14 protein-coding genes are annotated in these 13,401 nt (G+C 63.5%); all 14 read right to left on the bottom strand.

Features of this window, described 5'->3' with window-relative positions:
• Positions 1 to 60: 60 nt before the first annotated feature.
• The 14 genes from FJW04_RS10875 to FJW04_RS10940 all read right to left on the bottom strand — a co-directional run bounded on the left by FJW04_RS10875 (position 61) and on the right by FJW04_RS10940 (position 13,291).
• Positions 61 to 531 carry a VOC family protein gene (locus FJW04_RS10875; protein ID WP_023795402.1) on the bottom strand — a complete coding sequence of 157 codons (471 nt, stop codon included), beginning with the start codon at positions 529 to 531 and terminating at the stop codon, positions 61 to 63.
• 14 nt (positions 532 to 545) lie between these two features.
• Positions 546 to 1,640: a hemolysin family protein gene (locus tag FJW04_RS10880; protein ID WP_015314016.1), complete on the bottom strand. Its 1,095-nt coding sequence runs from the start codon at positions 1,638 to 1,640 to the stop codon at positions 546 to 548.
• Between the two features lie 28 nt (positions 1,641 to 1,668).
• Complete coding sequence (ybeY, locus tag FJW04_RS10885; protein WP_015314017.1) at positions 1,669 to 2,175, bottom strand: rRNA maturation RNase YbeY; 507 nt, start codon at positions 2,173 to 2,175, stop codon at positions 1,669 to 1,671.
• 18 nt (positions 2,176 to 2,193) lie between these two features.
• Complete coding sequence (locus tag FJW04_RS10890) at positions 2,194 to 3,186, bottom strand: PhoH family protein (protein WP_031241013.1); 993 nt, start codon at positions 3,184 to 3,186, stop codon at positions 2,194 to 2,196.
• Positions 3,187 to 3,269: 83 nt separating this feature from the next.
• Positions 3,270 to 4,691, bottom strand: a complete 1,422-nt coding sequence (miaB, locus tag FJW04_RS10895; RefSeq protein ID WP_140714048.1) for a tRNA (N6-isopentenyl adenosine(37)-C2)-methylthiotransferase MiaB — start codon at positions 4,689 to 4,691, stop codon at positions 3,270 to 3,272.
• A 63-nt stretch (positions 4,692 to 4,754) separates the two neighbouring features.
• Positions 4,755 to 5,555 carry a 1-acyl-sn-glycerol-3-phosphate acyltransferase gene (locus tag FJW04_RS10900; RefSeq protein WP_015314020.1) on the bottom strand — a complete coding sequence of 267 codons (801 nt, stop codon included), beginning with the start codon at positions 5,553 to 5,555 and terminating at the stop codon, positions 4,755 to 4,757.
• Positions 5,556 to 5,676: 121 nt separating this feature from the next.
• Positions 5,677 to 6,171: an N-acetyltransferase gene (locus tag FJW04_RS10905; RefSeq protein WP_140714050.1), complete on the bottom strand. Its 495-nt coding sequence runs from the start codon at positions 6,169 to 6,171 to the stop codon at positions 5,677 to 5,679.
• Between the two features lie 82 nt (positions 6,172 to 6,253).
• Positions 6,254 to 6,931: a tRNA (adenosine(37)-N6)-threonylcarbamoyltransferase complex dimerization subunit type 1 TsaB gene (gene tsaB / locus FJW04_RS10910; RefSeq protein WP_140714052.1), complete on the bottom strand. Its 678-nt coding sequence runs from the start codon at positions 6,929 to 6,931 to the stop codon at positions 6,254 to 6,256.
• 107 nt (positions 6,932 to 7,038) lie between these two features.
• Complete coding sequence (locus tag FJW04_RS10915) at positions 7,039 to 8,145, bottom strand: DUF1513 domain-containing protein (protein ID WP_015314023.1); 1,107 nt, start codon at positions 8,143 to 8,145, stop codon at positions 7,039 to 7,041.
• Between the two features lie 352 nt (positions 8,146 to 8,497).
• The gene (locus tag FJW04_RS10920; protein ID WP_015314024.1) at positions 8,498 to 9,577 is read right to left on the bottom strand and encodes an imelysin family protein; all 1,080 of its coding nucleotides are present in this window, start codon (positions 9,575 to 9,577) and stop codon (positions 8,498 to 8,500) included.
• Positions 9,577 to 11,178 carry a di-heme oxidoredictase family protein gene (locus tag FJW04_RS10925; protein ID WP_140714054.1) on the bottom strand — a complete coding sequence of 534 codons (1,602 nt, stop codon included), beginning with the start codon at positions 11,176 to 11,178 and terminating at the stop codon, positions 9,577 to 9,579. The genes FJW04_RS10920 and FJW04_RS10925 overlap by 1 nt, the downstream gene beginning before the upstream one ends.
• A 12-nt stretch (positions 11,179 to 11,190) precedes the next feature.
• Entirely contained in the window at positions 11,191 to 11,676 is a 486-nt protein-coding gene (gene bfr, locus FJW04_RS10930) for a bacterioferritin (RefSeq protein ID WP_015314026.1), read from the bottom strand.
• Positions 11,642 to 11,953, bottom strand: coding sequence for a (2Fe-2S)-binding protein (locus tag FJW04_RS10935; RefSeq protein ID WP_015314027.1), 312 nt, complete (start codon positions 11,951 to 11,953; stop codon positions 11,642 to 11,644). Before FJW04_RS10935 ends, bfr begins: the two co-directional genes overlap by 35 nt.
• A gap of 48 nt (positions 11,954 to 12,001) precedes the next feature.
• On the bottom strand, positions 12,002 to 13,291 hold the full coding sequence (locus FJW04_RS10940) for an imelysin family protein (RefSeq protein WP_140714056.1): 1,290 nt from the start codon (positions 13,289 to 13,291) through the stop codon (positions 12,002 to 12,004).
• Between the last annotated feature and the right edge of the window lie 110 nt (positions 13,292 to 13,401).

The raw sequence follows: 13,401 nt of genomic DNA on the forward strand, positions 1-13,401 counted from the left end.
GCTAAGATTTATCAGGCCGCGCCGCGCGCTCCAAACGCCGGCGTGGTTACCGGCCGCTCTCTACCGGTGCCAGCCTTCGATGCGCAGGCCACCCAACCGCTCGGCCTCTTCACGAGAAACAGAACCCATCGGTTGCGTGAACGTCCAGACATGGCCCTCGGGATCGCGCGCCCGATACTGGCGTTCGCCGTAGAACTGGTCCGCCGGCTCCTGGATTATTGCAGCACCGGCCGCGCGGGCCTGCTCGCAATGCGCATCCAGGCCGTCTTTCAACCTGACATAGACCGATTGCGTGTTCTTGCCCTGGACCGACGCGGGGCTCGCGACATGATCGGCCCATTCAGAATCGACAATGAGGTAGCAATCGCCGAACCGCATTTCGGCGTGGACCAGCTTTCCCTCGGCATTGCTGACCACCATGCTGCGCTCGAAGCCAAAGGCTGCTTCAAGCCAATCCAGGGCAGAGCGTGGATCTTTGTAAAACACGCCGGAGCCGAGGACCGAGTGCTTGAACGGATCTTCGATCGTCATGCGACAGCAGGCTTTCAGGCCTGTTCGGTGCGCGCCGTGACCCGCCGGCGGCGTTCGCCCTTCTGGCTCTGCACGATGCGCACGCGCTTGACGCGGCGCGGATCGGCGTCCAGCACATGGAATTCGAAGCCGGGAATGGCCTGCACCACCTCGCCGCGCGCCGGCACGCGGCCGAGCGTGTTGAAGATCATGCCGCCAATGGTGTCGACATACTCGCCATGTTCACCGGCGGCGAAATCCTCGCCGATCATCTTGGCGACCTCGTCGATCTCGGCCTTGCCATCGACGATAAACACGCCGTCGCCGGTCTGGGTGATCATCGGCTCGTCGTCGTCGTGCTCGTCCTCGATGTCGCCAACCACCATCTCGACGATGTCCTCGAGCGAGACGAGGCCGTCCGTGCCGCCATATTCATCGATGACCAGGGCCATCTGCGTGCGCGTCGTCTGCATGCGGCCCATCAGGTCGGACGCAAGCATCGACGGCGGCACGAACAGGACCTGCCGGATCAGGTTGAGCTCTCCGATGGTGCGCGCGAGGTCGACCTGGGCGAGATCGAGAACCGTGGCGACAGGCGTTTTGCGGGTCGCACGGCCCTTCCTGACGCGCGCCAGCTTGGTGATATGGGCCAGCACGTCGCGGATATGGACCATGCCGCGCGGGTCGTCGAGCGTCTCGGAATAGACCGGCATGCGGGAATGGCCGGATTGTTCGAACATGCCAAGCAAGTCACCGAGCGACGTGGCGATCTCGACCGCCTCGATATCGGCGCGCGGCACCATGACGTCCTCGACGCGCACCTCGCGCAGGCGCAGGATGTTGTTGAGCATGGCGCGCTCGCCAGGCGAGAAGGATTCGACATCGCTCGTCGTCTCGGCGAGCGCGCCGGCGATCTCTTCGCGCAGGCTGGTGCCGTTGCGTTGCCGGAACAGGCCCAGTACGCGGTTGAACAGGGAGGGGCCGGCAGGCGACGGCTCGATGGCCGCGCTGCCAGTGTTGGCAACACCAGGGGTGACGGTACTCGGACCTGATCCCTCTTCCGACGTATCGGAAGCCTTGATCGCACTGCCGACATCGGGGCGGGCGGCAGTCTCTGGTTTGTCGTTCATCGTCGTCCGGTCAATTGGTCGTTTTTAGTTACGCGTAGGGATCGGGAATGGCAAGCCTTGCCAGCGCGGCGCGCTCGATGGCTTCCATCTCCTCGGCCTCCGCGTCGGTCTCGTGATCATGGCCCATGAGATGCAGCAGGCCATGGATGACGAGATGGCAGATATGGTTCTCCAGCGGCTTGTCTTCCAGTGCCGCCTCGCGCGCCACCGTCTCGGCGGCAAGCACGATGTCGCCGAGCATCGGCGGCAGCGGGCCGCCTTTTGCCGGCGGAAAAGCCGGGAAAGACAAGACGTTGGTGGGCTTGTCCTTGCCGCGCCAGCCGGCATTCAACGTACGGACATGGGCGTCGTCGGAAAAAACAATGCTGAGTTCGGAATGACCCGCCGCACCGGTCTCGGCAAAGGCGGCGTCAACCGCGCGATCGACCAGCCGCGTCAGGCTTGCTTCATCGGGCCAGTCGCCCGCTTCAACCGATATATCGATCTCGACGGGAACCGGGAGGCTCCCGCCGCCGGATGTGTTGTCATCAGGCATGAGGCCGCATCGTCAAGATCAATTCTCGGCACCGAGGCCACGAGCCAGCTTGGCGTCCCGATCATAGGCCCTGACGATTTCCGCCACCAGCGGATGGCGGACGACGTCGACATCGTTGAAGCGTACGGTTACCGCGCCTGCCACACCGTCGAGGACACGCAAGGCTTCGACCAGGCCCGACTTGGTGCTCGGAGGAAGGTCGATCTGTGTCGGATCGCCAGTGACGATCATGCGCGAGTTCTCGCCGAGACGGGTGAGAAACATCTTCATCTGCATCGGCGTGGTGTTCTGAGCCTCGTCGAGAATGACGGCGGCGTGCGCCAGCGTGCGGCCGCGCATGAAGGCGAGCGGCGCGATTTCGATTACTTCGGCGGCAATGGCGCGCTCGACCTTGTCGGCCGGCATCATGTCGTAGAGCGCGTCATAGAGCGGCCGCAGATAGGGATCGACCTTCTCCTTCATGTCGCCCGGCAGGAAGCCCAGCCGTTCGCCCGCCTCGACAGCCGGTCGCGATAAAATGATGCGCTCGACCATGCCGCGTTCCAGCAGCATCGCCGCATGCGCCACTGCCAGATAGGTCTTGCCGGTGCCGGCTGGACCGATGCCGAACACCAGTTCCGACCGCTCCAGCGCCCGCATGTAGGCGTCCTGATTCAGGGAGCGGGCATAGATGGTCTTCTTGCGGGTGGCGATCTGGGCGGCGGAGACCTTGCCCTTGCGCTCCAATGTCGGCAGCGTGAGCTGGTCGTCGGCGGCGATAGCCATGCGCACGGCCCCGTCGACATCGGACTGGCTGATATCGACGCCCTTCTGCAGGATGCCGTAGAGATTGTCCAAGGCGCGGCGCGCCTGTTCGGCGGCCGAAGCGGATCCCTTGATGGTCAGCTGGTTGCCGCGCGAGCGTATGTCGACGCCGAGCTTCTGCTCAAGCCGGGCCAGGTTTTCGTCGAACTGGCCGTAAAGGGCGCTGGCAAGCTTGTTGTTGTCGAAAGTCAAAACGATGTGCGCCATGTCAGAAGCCCCGGATGCCGGTACCGGGGGCAGATTCTTCAGCTCCGCTGCGCTCAACCGTCTCTCCTCATCTGCCGAGACCATCAGGCCAATTCGGCGAACAGGCTGTTGTAGCCCGTCTTCGTGATTCGCACCTTGATAATGTCACCGATTTCGCCGGCGTTTTCATCAACAATAACTGGCTGCAGCCAAGGCGAGCGGCCGACCTTCTGGCCGGCCTGACGACCGGGCTTCTCGATCAGCGTATCTATGGTGCTGCCGATCAAACTCAAGCCGAAATCCTGCTGTTGCTTCAAGAGCAATGCCTGCAGGCGCTGTAAGCGGTCGTCCTTGACCGCTTCCGGCACGTGGTCGGACATCTCGGCGCCGGGCGTACCGGGACGCGGCGAATATTTGAACGAGAAGGCCGAGGCATAATTCACCTGGCGCACCAGATCCATGGTCGCCTCGAAATCGGCCTCCGTCTCGCCGGGGAAACCAACGATGAAATCGCCCGACAGCGCGATATCGGGGCGGGCGGCGCGGATGCGGTCGAGCAGCGCCAGATAGTCCTTGGCCGTATGCCTGCGGTTCATCGCCTTCAAAATGCGATCCGACCCGGATTGCACCGGCAGGTGCAGATAGGGCATCAGTGCGGCCAAGTCGCGGTGCGCGGCGATCAATTCGTCGTCCATGTCGCGCGGATGGCTGGTGGTGTAGCGCAGCCGCGCCAGGCCGGGGATTTCGGCCAGCCGGAACAGCAGCCGCCCGAGACCCCATTCCGCGGTCTTGCCCCCTTTGGCCTCGCCCTGGCCATGCCAGGCGTTGACGTTCTGGCCGAGCAGCGTCACCTCGCGCACCCCGGCCTCGGCCAGCCGCTCGGCCTCGGCGACGATCTGCGCCACCGGCCGCGACACTTCCGAGCCTCTCGTATAGGGCACGACGCAGAAGGTGCAGAACTTGTCGCAGCCTTCCTGGACGGTGAGGAAGGCGGTGACGCCACGCTTGATCACCTCGGCACGCTTGGGCTGCGGCAGATGCTCGAACTTGTCCTCGATGGCGTACTCGGTTTCGACGATCTTTTCGCCGCCGCGAACCCGTGCCAGCACGTCGGGGAGACGGTGATAGGTCTGCGGACCGATGACCAGGTCGACGGCCGGCGAACGCCGGATGATCTCGGCGCCCTCGGCCTGCGCCACGCAGCCGGCGACGCCGATCAGCATCTCGCGGCCGGCACTTGCGCGTTCCGCCTTCATGTCGCGGATGCGGCCAAGTTCGGAATAGACCTTTTCGGCGGCTTTTTCCCTGATATGGCAGGTGTTGAGCAGCACCAGATCGGCCTCGCCGATGGCATCGGTCGCCGTATAACCGTCAGCGACCAGCGCATCGGTCATGCGCTGTGAATCATAGACGTTCATCTGGCAGCCATAGGTCTTGACGAAGACCTTCTTGGCTGCCGTGGCGTTCGCCGCCGACTGTCCGGCCGCAGTGCCGATGTCGTCGCTTTCAATCGTGTTCAAGTCCATCCGGCGGCTTCTAACGCCTTTCCGTGACAAAAAACAGACGATTCTGCCTTGGGGCCGCTGGGTTCAGCGGCTCGGGAGCGGATCGGTAAGGGCCGCCTGCATCATCTCGCGCACCCGGCCTTCCATCAGCTTGGCCGTTTCCTTGCGGTTGGAACCCTTGGCAAAGGCGATCGGTTCGCCGAAATGCACCTCGACGTCGAGCGCGCCCTCGGCCATCAGCACCTTGAGATGCGGCATCAGGTCCTCATCGCCGATCCAGGCTGCGATCGGGCGGTGGCGGCGGCCGAGCGGTACGCCGTGCAGGCGCGTATAGGCGATCGCAACGGGCTGGATGAAGACCTGCTCGGCCGCGCCTTCGGAGATGGCCATCGAGGCGGCGCCGAACAGGGTGCTTTTGAAGGGCAGGACGACATTGCCGTCACCGGTCGAACCCTCGGCGAACAGCACCATGGCATCGCCCTTGGCCATGCGTCTGGCGATCTCGCTGGCCTGATCGCCAGACGAACGCTTGCGTTCGCGCTCGATGAAAACAGTGCGCTGCAGTTTCGACAGCATGCCGATCAGCGGCCAGCCTTCCATGTCGGCTCGGGCGATGAATTTCACATCGGCAAAGGAGCCCAGCACCATGATGTCGGTCCAGGAGATGTGGTTCGAGGCAACCAGCAAGGGGCGTTTGTCGGACAGCGCCCCCCTGACATGGATACGCATGCCGAGCGCCCGGATGATCAGCCGGTGCCAGATCTTGAGGATGAAGGTTTCCGGCCACCAACCGGTCTTCATCGACAGGATCTGCAGCGGCACGAAAACCAGCGACCCAGCGACGACGAGGCCCAGCGCCAGGAAAATCCTGATTTTCTTGATCATCGCCCTACCATTACAGCGCCGCGCGTCCTCTTGGACGCGCAAAGGACGCTGTAACACCTTAATTCTGGCGCATGATCCTCTCCGAAATCGGATTCGATTTTCGGGATCATGCGGTCCCTGGCTAGCGAAGATCGCGGCGCATGACAAGCGCCCCAGTCGGCCCCCGATCGGGCGACTTGTAGTAATCCGGACGCTTGCCGACTTCCCGAAAACCCAACCGACGATAGAGAGCGATCGCCGCGGCATTGGTCTCATCGACATCGAGGAACAAGGCTTCGGCGCGCTGCGAATGCAATTCGCGCAGCACTGCGTCCATCAACTGCCAGCCCAGGCCCTGGCGACGATGCGACCGTGCCACCGCGACGGTCAGGATTTCACCCTCGCCCGCGGCCAGCCGGGCGAGGACGAAGCCGACAGGCGGCTTGGCGCCCTGCCCGGTTTCGCGCGCGGCATAACCGAACACGGTGTCCTGTTCGAGCAAGGCGGCGAACTCACCATCGGTCCAGGGGCGGACAAAATCCTCGCGGTGCAGCAGCGAGACCGCGGCGCTGTCGGTGATCCTGAGCGGCTCGAGCGCGTAGTCGCGGCGACGTGGTTGAAGAAAAGGTATGCGCATCAATTCTCGTTTTCTCGTCTGACCATGGTCTCTAGGCGAACGGGACCGTTTGTCCGCGAAAGCCGGCTTCCACTTTTCGGGATCATGGTCTTTGCCTCGATAGTATAAACCCGGCCTGCGGCTTGGCATCGGCACCGCGCAGATAAAGCGGCTTCGGCCTTTCGCCCTGCCCCTTTGCGGCAGCCAGCCGGGCGTAGGTGAGAATGTCGGCGGTGGCCGCCCGAGGCCCGATGTCGAAGGTACGGCCGGCCGCGTCAGCGATCAGCGTCGCTGCCGTGCCGGCGAGCACCGCGGTACGTTCCGACGCCATCGTCACCGCATCCGCAAGCGTGGCCACGGCCGGACCGTAAGTCAACACTGACATTTCATCGTACAGTGCGGCATGGATTTCCTCGCGGCCGGCATCAAGCGCCGCCAGCACGGCGCGGCCAGGAAAGGCACTGGCCGCCTCGGCGGCCAGTGCCTCGAGGGTCGTCACCCCGATTGCCGGCAGCTTGAGCGCCAGCGCCAGGCCACGCGCCGTCGACACGCCGACGCGCAGGCCGGTGAAGGAACCCGGACCGACAGAGACGGCAATGGCGCCAAGTCCGGCGTAGTCGGTCGCGGCGGTCTTCAACGCGTCAGCGATGACGGCCATCAGGTGCTCGGCATGACCCTTGCCCAGATCAAGCACCGAGCGGCCAAGCTCCAGCCCAGCCGCCGCGTCGTAGACGCAGGCGGCGCAGAGGCTGGCGGCACAGTCGATGGCGAGAACTTTCATGAAACGACCGGTTCGAGAAACAATTCCCTGTGCCCGCCATGGCGCGCAACCGCAAGTGTGTAGTGCATAATTTGTTAAGCGGCTTCGGTTTGGCCCGGCAGAAGAGGTTATGCCGCCGGCCCTATGCGCAGCATGTGATTGTCCCAGACATAGTCCGGTTCCGTCCGCGTGGCACCACCGCCCTCGATGATCTCGCCGGCGCCCGTGGTGGCCATGAAACCTGCCCCGTCGGGCGCCACGCCGCAGACCTCGACCAGCGCGCTGGAGGAGACGATCCGGCCGCTGCCCGCATCGATCACGACAAGCGAATTGCCTTCCGGCGAGGAGACGGCGACGGTGCCGGCACCAGGATTGGCGGCGACCGAGCCGATATAGTTGCGGAAACCGGACAGCACATCCCGCGGCATGTCGAGCAATGCCAACTCCTTACCCCGCGCGGCGCGACCGACCAGAAGCGGACGATCGGTGCCGGAGCCCCTGTATTGGCAGCCGAACCAGACGGTGCCGGTCTGGTCGATATCCATGTGGCGAATCGACAATTGGTGGAGAGCGGCCGGCAGTTCATGCTTTTCGATCAGGTCGCCGGTGACGCGGTCGACCAGCACATAGGAAGGTTTCATGGTGGCAATGTTGAGCTCGGCGCGTCCATAGTCTGGGTGGGTCTCGATGCCGCCATTGGCGACCGCGATCGTCTTGCCATCGCCCAGCAGAAGAAGTTCGTGCGGGCCCATGCCGTAGGTCGGGAATTCGCCGACGCGATTGAATTTCGCCCGCGCGTCATAGACCCCGACCACGCCAGCGGCGTTGTCGAAGTCGTTCTCGGTGGCGTAGAGCAGAGCGCCGTCGGGCGAGAAGACACCATGACCGAAGAAGTGCCGGCCCGCGATGCTGGCGATGGTCTGCGAGGCGTCGCGCCCGGCGTGATCGAAAACGACGGCGAAGGTGCCGGGCTGGCGGGCGAAAACCACCGAACGCTTCGATATCGGATCGAAGGTGACGTCATGACCGCGATCGGGCAGGTCGATCGCATGCAGCACCTTGCCGGCCTCGGACAGGACGGCGGCACCAAAACTGCCGTCGCGCTTGACGAAGGCGGTGGCGAACACGGCATCCGCCGCGAGCGTATTTGCCCAGGCCGAGGGCGTCACGGCGGCGGCAAAGCCAATGCCGGCGGCCCTCAAGAAATCGCGGCGGTCGATGAGACGCGTTTTCAAGACATGGCCCTCCCCTGCACTGGCCGGCTCCAAGACATGGTAGTTTTTAGGGATCGGAGCTGACGCTTGGCACCTGCCAATTCTTCGAATGACTCATCGCAGACGTTGGAAGTTGGCCGAAGCCTCCGGAACTTCGTCATCCTTGGGCGGAGCAGGAGCGTAGCTCCGTCGCGGAGACCCAAGGATCCATGCCGTGACTTTCGCCGAGGAATGCAGCAGAGCAGAATTCTGAACCGTTGCAAGGCCTTGCGGTCACGGCATGGATCCTGGGGTCTACGCCGCGTCGCTTCGCTCCTTGCTTCGCCCCAGGATGACGAAGCTATGGGCGTTTCGGCCAATCTCAAGGTCACGCTCAGTCTCCATCCAGCGACGAGAAGCCGGCGGTCAGGCCGAATTCGGCGGTCAGCCTGGCGCCGATCAGGGTCGACAGGCTGGAGGTGATCAGGGCGAGATGCTCGAGTTTTTCGCGCAGCGCCGGATCGGCGAGCGCCTTGTCGATCGGACCCTGGACGGCCTTGGCGGTCGCAACGCCGTTGAGCAGCTGGATGTGGATCGACTCTGCCATCCAGCGCGCATCCGGCGGCAGCGCGTTGCCGAGCTTCGACACCTGGAACAGCGCATCGATGCCGGCCAGATTTCCGGCCAGCGCGTTGGCGGTGTTCTGCGAACGCCAGTAGATCGCCTGTTTTGGCTTGTCGGCCTCGGGCTTGGCGCCCAGAAAACCCTTCAGGCGCACATCGCGGACCATTTCCAGTTCGTTGATCAAGACGCCGACCAGTTCGGTCACCGCCTCGTTACCATCGCGATAGAGCGTGTTTTGCGGCCCCGGATTGGCCCACAGTGCCGCGAATCCATCTGGTTTGTCCCAGGCCGCGCTGACGTCCGCGGCGATGGTTTCGATGTTGCCGGCGACAGCCGCCCCGTAAGCGCAGCGATAGGATTCAGCCTTGCCCGTCAAGGCGTCGGCGCCGTCGCCGTAGAGCACGAATTCCAGCGCCCCGAGCCCCTGCATGGCAACGCTCTTGCCGGCAAGCTGGACAGGATCGGTGGCAGCGGGATCCTTGTCCGACAACGCCGCCTGCACCTGTTTCAGGCCGATGCTCTTGCGATCCGGCCAGAACAGCATGCGCTCCAGCCTGTTGTTCTCCTTGATCGGCCCGAAACCGATGATCTCGGCCGATGACCAGGCGTAGACGGTAGCCGAGAACGCGGCTCGCGCCGCTTCAAGGTCCGCTTGCGAGGGCGCCTCGCAAAGCTTGTGCATGGCTTTGGTCAGGGCTTCCGCATGCTGGTGCAGGTCCTCATATGCCGGGCGGACAAAGCCGTCGATCGCGCGCTGGATGACATCAGAGGCTTTCACCGCGGCCGATGCGGGCAAGGCGCCCAGCAGAACCAGCGGAAGAACGAGAACCAGCGCGAAACGCTTCGCCATCAAAGTGACCCCAGGAATTTGACCAATGCATCGCGCTCGGTGGCGCTGGTGGCGGCAAAGCGGTCGCGCGCCTTCTGCGCCTCGCCGCCATGCCACAGGATGGCCTCGACCAAAGTGCGCGCACGACCATCGTGCAGATAGAAGGAATTGCCGTTGACCATTTCGGTGAGGCCGATGCCCCATAGCGGCGGCGTGCGCCACTCATTGCCGGTCGCATCGCCCACAGCCTGGCCGTCGGCAAGATCCGGCCCCATGTCGTGCAGCAGGAAATCGGAATAAGGCCAGATCAACTGGAACGCCTGCGGCTTGTCAGGTGCATCGCGACGGGTAACGAATTTCGGCGTGTGACAGGCAACGCAGCCGATTTCATAAAAGACCTTCTTGCCGGCGAGCACCTCAGGCGAGGCGAGGTCGCGTCGCGCCGGCACCGCCAGGTTGCGCGAATAGAAGGTGACGAGATCCATCACCGGCGCCGGCGCCTCGACCGGGCCGAGGCGCGCCTGCACGCCGTTGGGCATGGCGAGGCACTTTTCCTGCGCGGCGGTGCAATCGCCCCAGTGTTTCGGCGCCTCCGGCGTCGAGATGCCGATATCGCCGGCAAAGGCATCGGCGGCCTGCTGGCGGATCGACGCGGTCTGCGCCTTCCAGCCGAAACGGCCAAGCGTCAGCTCGCCGCTCAGGCCATCACGCACGATGTTGGGCTTGCCGGAAATACCATCGCCATCCCTGTCGTCAGGGTCGGCACGGGCCAGAATGTCGGCCGGCGCGATCTGTTCGATGAGGCCGAGGCCGATCATCGGCGGCGTCAGGCGCGGCGACAGCGTGGTGTGCGGATCGAGCGGCCCGTAGCCGAGATCATCGATCGTATAGGCGGGTTTGCGCAGTAAAACCGCGGTGCCGTCCGGCAGTTCCACCTTCCGTTCCCGATAGTCGACACGCATCCTGCCCTCACCCCTGAGACCAGGCACGGCCAGTTGCTGCAATTGCGTGCCATAGACCGGGTCTGGAAGGTTGAGCAGCCTATAGTCGGCGAGCGCCGCCTTTTCTTCCGCGCTGCTGGCATCGCGCGCCAGCCGCAGGAACATCGAGGTGGTGCCAACATCGGCTTGCGGCGGCCGTCCGCGTCCATCCTTCAGATGGCAGTTCTGGCAGGCCCGTTCGTTGAACAAGGGTCCGAGCCCATCCGATGCCTGCGTCGAGGACGGCGATGAGACCCAGTTCTTGCGGAAAAGCGCATTGCCGAGCTTGAAGGTGCCTTCTTCCTCGAAGCTGATGTTGGCCGAAGATTGCGAGAAGGAATCACGGCTGATGTCTTTCCGCGAGGTGCCGGCGCCACCTTGCATCAGTTCGAAAGGCTCGGGCTTGGAAAAATCCGTGGTCGGCCTGGTAATGGCTGTGACGTGCACCTGATCCTTGGCATTAAGGTCGGTGCGCGTGGTGGCGAGACCGGCGGGTAGAAGGTCGCCGGCGATGGCAGAAGTGGTCAGCGCCAGCATCAGAATAATGCCGTGCCGACCAGCCGATATGGCTGGCATTTTCCGGAGGCGCGGCGGGCCCTTGGCCCGCCGCAAGCGGCGCAGGACGTCTAAGAGGCGCCGCATTCCCGCATATCCTTAGTCCGCCTCGTCCGCCGGTGCGGCGTTGAGCTGGCCGTACTTTTCCTCACCGATCGAGGCCAGCAGGTCGAGCTGCGTCTCGAGGAAGTCGATATGGCTTTCCTCGTCGGCGAGCAGTTCCTCGAACAGTTTCATCGTCACGTAGTCGCCCGCTTCCTCGCAGATTTCGCGCGAGCGCTTATAGGCAGTGCGCGCGTCATATTCACCGGCCAAGTCGGATTCGAGCACTTCCTTGACGTTCTGGCCGATGCGCAGCGGCGCCACGGACTGCAGGTTGGGATGGCCTTCAAGGAAGATGATGCGGGCGACGAGCTTGTCGGCGTGGTGCATCTCCTCGATCGATTCCGCCCGCTCCTTCTTGGCCAGCTTGGCGTATCCCCAATCCTCGAGCAGGCGGAAATGCACCCAATACTGGTTGACGGCGCCGAGCTCCAGAAAGAGAGCCTCGTTAAGCCGCTCGATGATCTGTGGTTCGCCTTTCATGGGTCCTGCTCCCGTATTGGATGCGCAGGCCTCTGACGCGATCCAGATGTGAAACGATGTCCACGCCGCTTGCCTGCGAGCGGGCGTGGTAGTTCTCGGTGACCCGAATGATCGTTTCGACCACATTTGGGAAGCAGCCGCAACAGCGACCCCGTTTGTGCATGGCGTGATAGACCTTTGCCGGCACGATGAGCTGCCAGGGATCCTGATCCAGCAGGCCGATGATCGTCTGCTCGATCTCCTTCTCGGTGATGATGTTGCAATGGCAGATCAGCATTTCGTCGCTCTGGCTGACGGCGCTCCGATGCGCCGTTTGGCTGGGGGCTTACTTGAACACTTTGTCGGGCGCGTCGAGACTGTCGGAGCCTTCGAAGGCGATGTTGTTGAGCTTCAAGGCGCCGACGGCGCGTTCGATCGACTTGGTCTGGTCGATCAATGCGTCGATTGCCGCCTGCACGGTGGCATTGCCCGCCGTATTGCCCTCGGCGATCTGCTGGTCGTAGGCCTCGCCGGCCAATGCCCGTGCCTTGATGGCTTCCATCTTGGCGACCGAAACATCGAGCTTGTCGGACAGTTCCTTGTCGATTGCCGGATCCGCTGCCTTGACCATGTCGTGCACCGAGGGACCCGAAACGACGGTACCATCCAGCCTTGTGTAGCTGGCGTGATAGGCGGCGCGAATGCCGACTGCATCATAGAGATGAGAATTGTAGGTGTTGTCGGAGAAGCAGTCATGCTCCTCTTCGGGATCGTGCAGCAGCAGGCCGAGCTTCATGCGCTCGCCGGCCAGTTCGCCGTAGGAGAGCGAGCCCATGCCGGTGAAGATGATCGAGATCGCGGTGTTCGGCTCGCCATCGACGAGGTTCTTGCGCGCGGCGCCGTCTTCCTTCCAGTCATTGACCATCTTCTGCAGGTCGGAGACCAGAAGGTCAGTTGCCGATTTCAGGTACTGTGCGCGGCGGTCGCAATTGCCGCCGGTGCAGTTCTTGAAGTCGTAATCCGTATAGGGACGCTCGCCGGCGCCTGGACCGGTGCCATGCAGATCCTGGCCCCAGAGCAGGAACTCGATGGCGTGATAGCCGGTAGCGACGTTGGCCTCGATACCGCCGGCTTGCTGCAAGGTCCCGGAGAGGAATTCCGGCGAAAGCGTCGAGGCGTCGATCTTCTTGCCGTTGATTTCGATCTCCTTGTTGGCGATCACATTGGCGGTGTAGAGAGAATTCGCGTCCGATTCCGTGCCGTAGCTCTTGGCGACATAGTCGATCAGGCCTTCGTCCAGCGGCCAGGAATTCACCTCGCCCTCCCAGTCGTCGACGACCTTGTTGCCGAAGCGATAGACCTCGGTCTGCTGGTAGGGCACGCGCGCCGCCTTCCAGGCGTCGCGGGCGGCATTGAGCGTTTCCGCCGACGGGTTGGCCAGCAGCACGTCGACCGCCTTGTCCAGCGTCCGCGCCGTGGTTAGCGAATCCTCGTACTTGGCAAGCGCGATGTCGGAATAGGTCTTGATCACCGCCTTCGCATCGGTTTGCGCCTTTGCAGGCAGCACGAACACCGCCGCCGTCAGCAGCGCCGTGGCGCCGATCGCCACAAGCCTGCCGCCATATCGTGCCGTCATTATCGCTCTCCAGTTTCTCGGGAATTCCGCAAACGGCGCGCGCGGCAACCAGCACCAGGCCGTGTGCATGCCACCGGCCGCAAGATATGCCGCGCTGCCGCGCGGCCCAG

This window comes from Mesorhizobium sp. B2-7-3 (assembly GCF_006440715.1).
GTDB classification, from domain to species: domain Bacteria; phylum Pseudomonadota; class Alphaproteobacteria; order Rhizobiales; family Rhizobiaceae; genus Mesorhizobium; species Mesorhizobium australicum.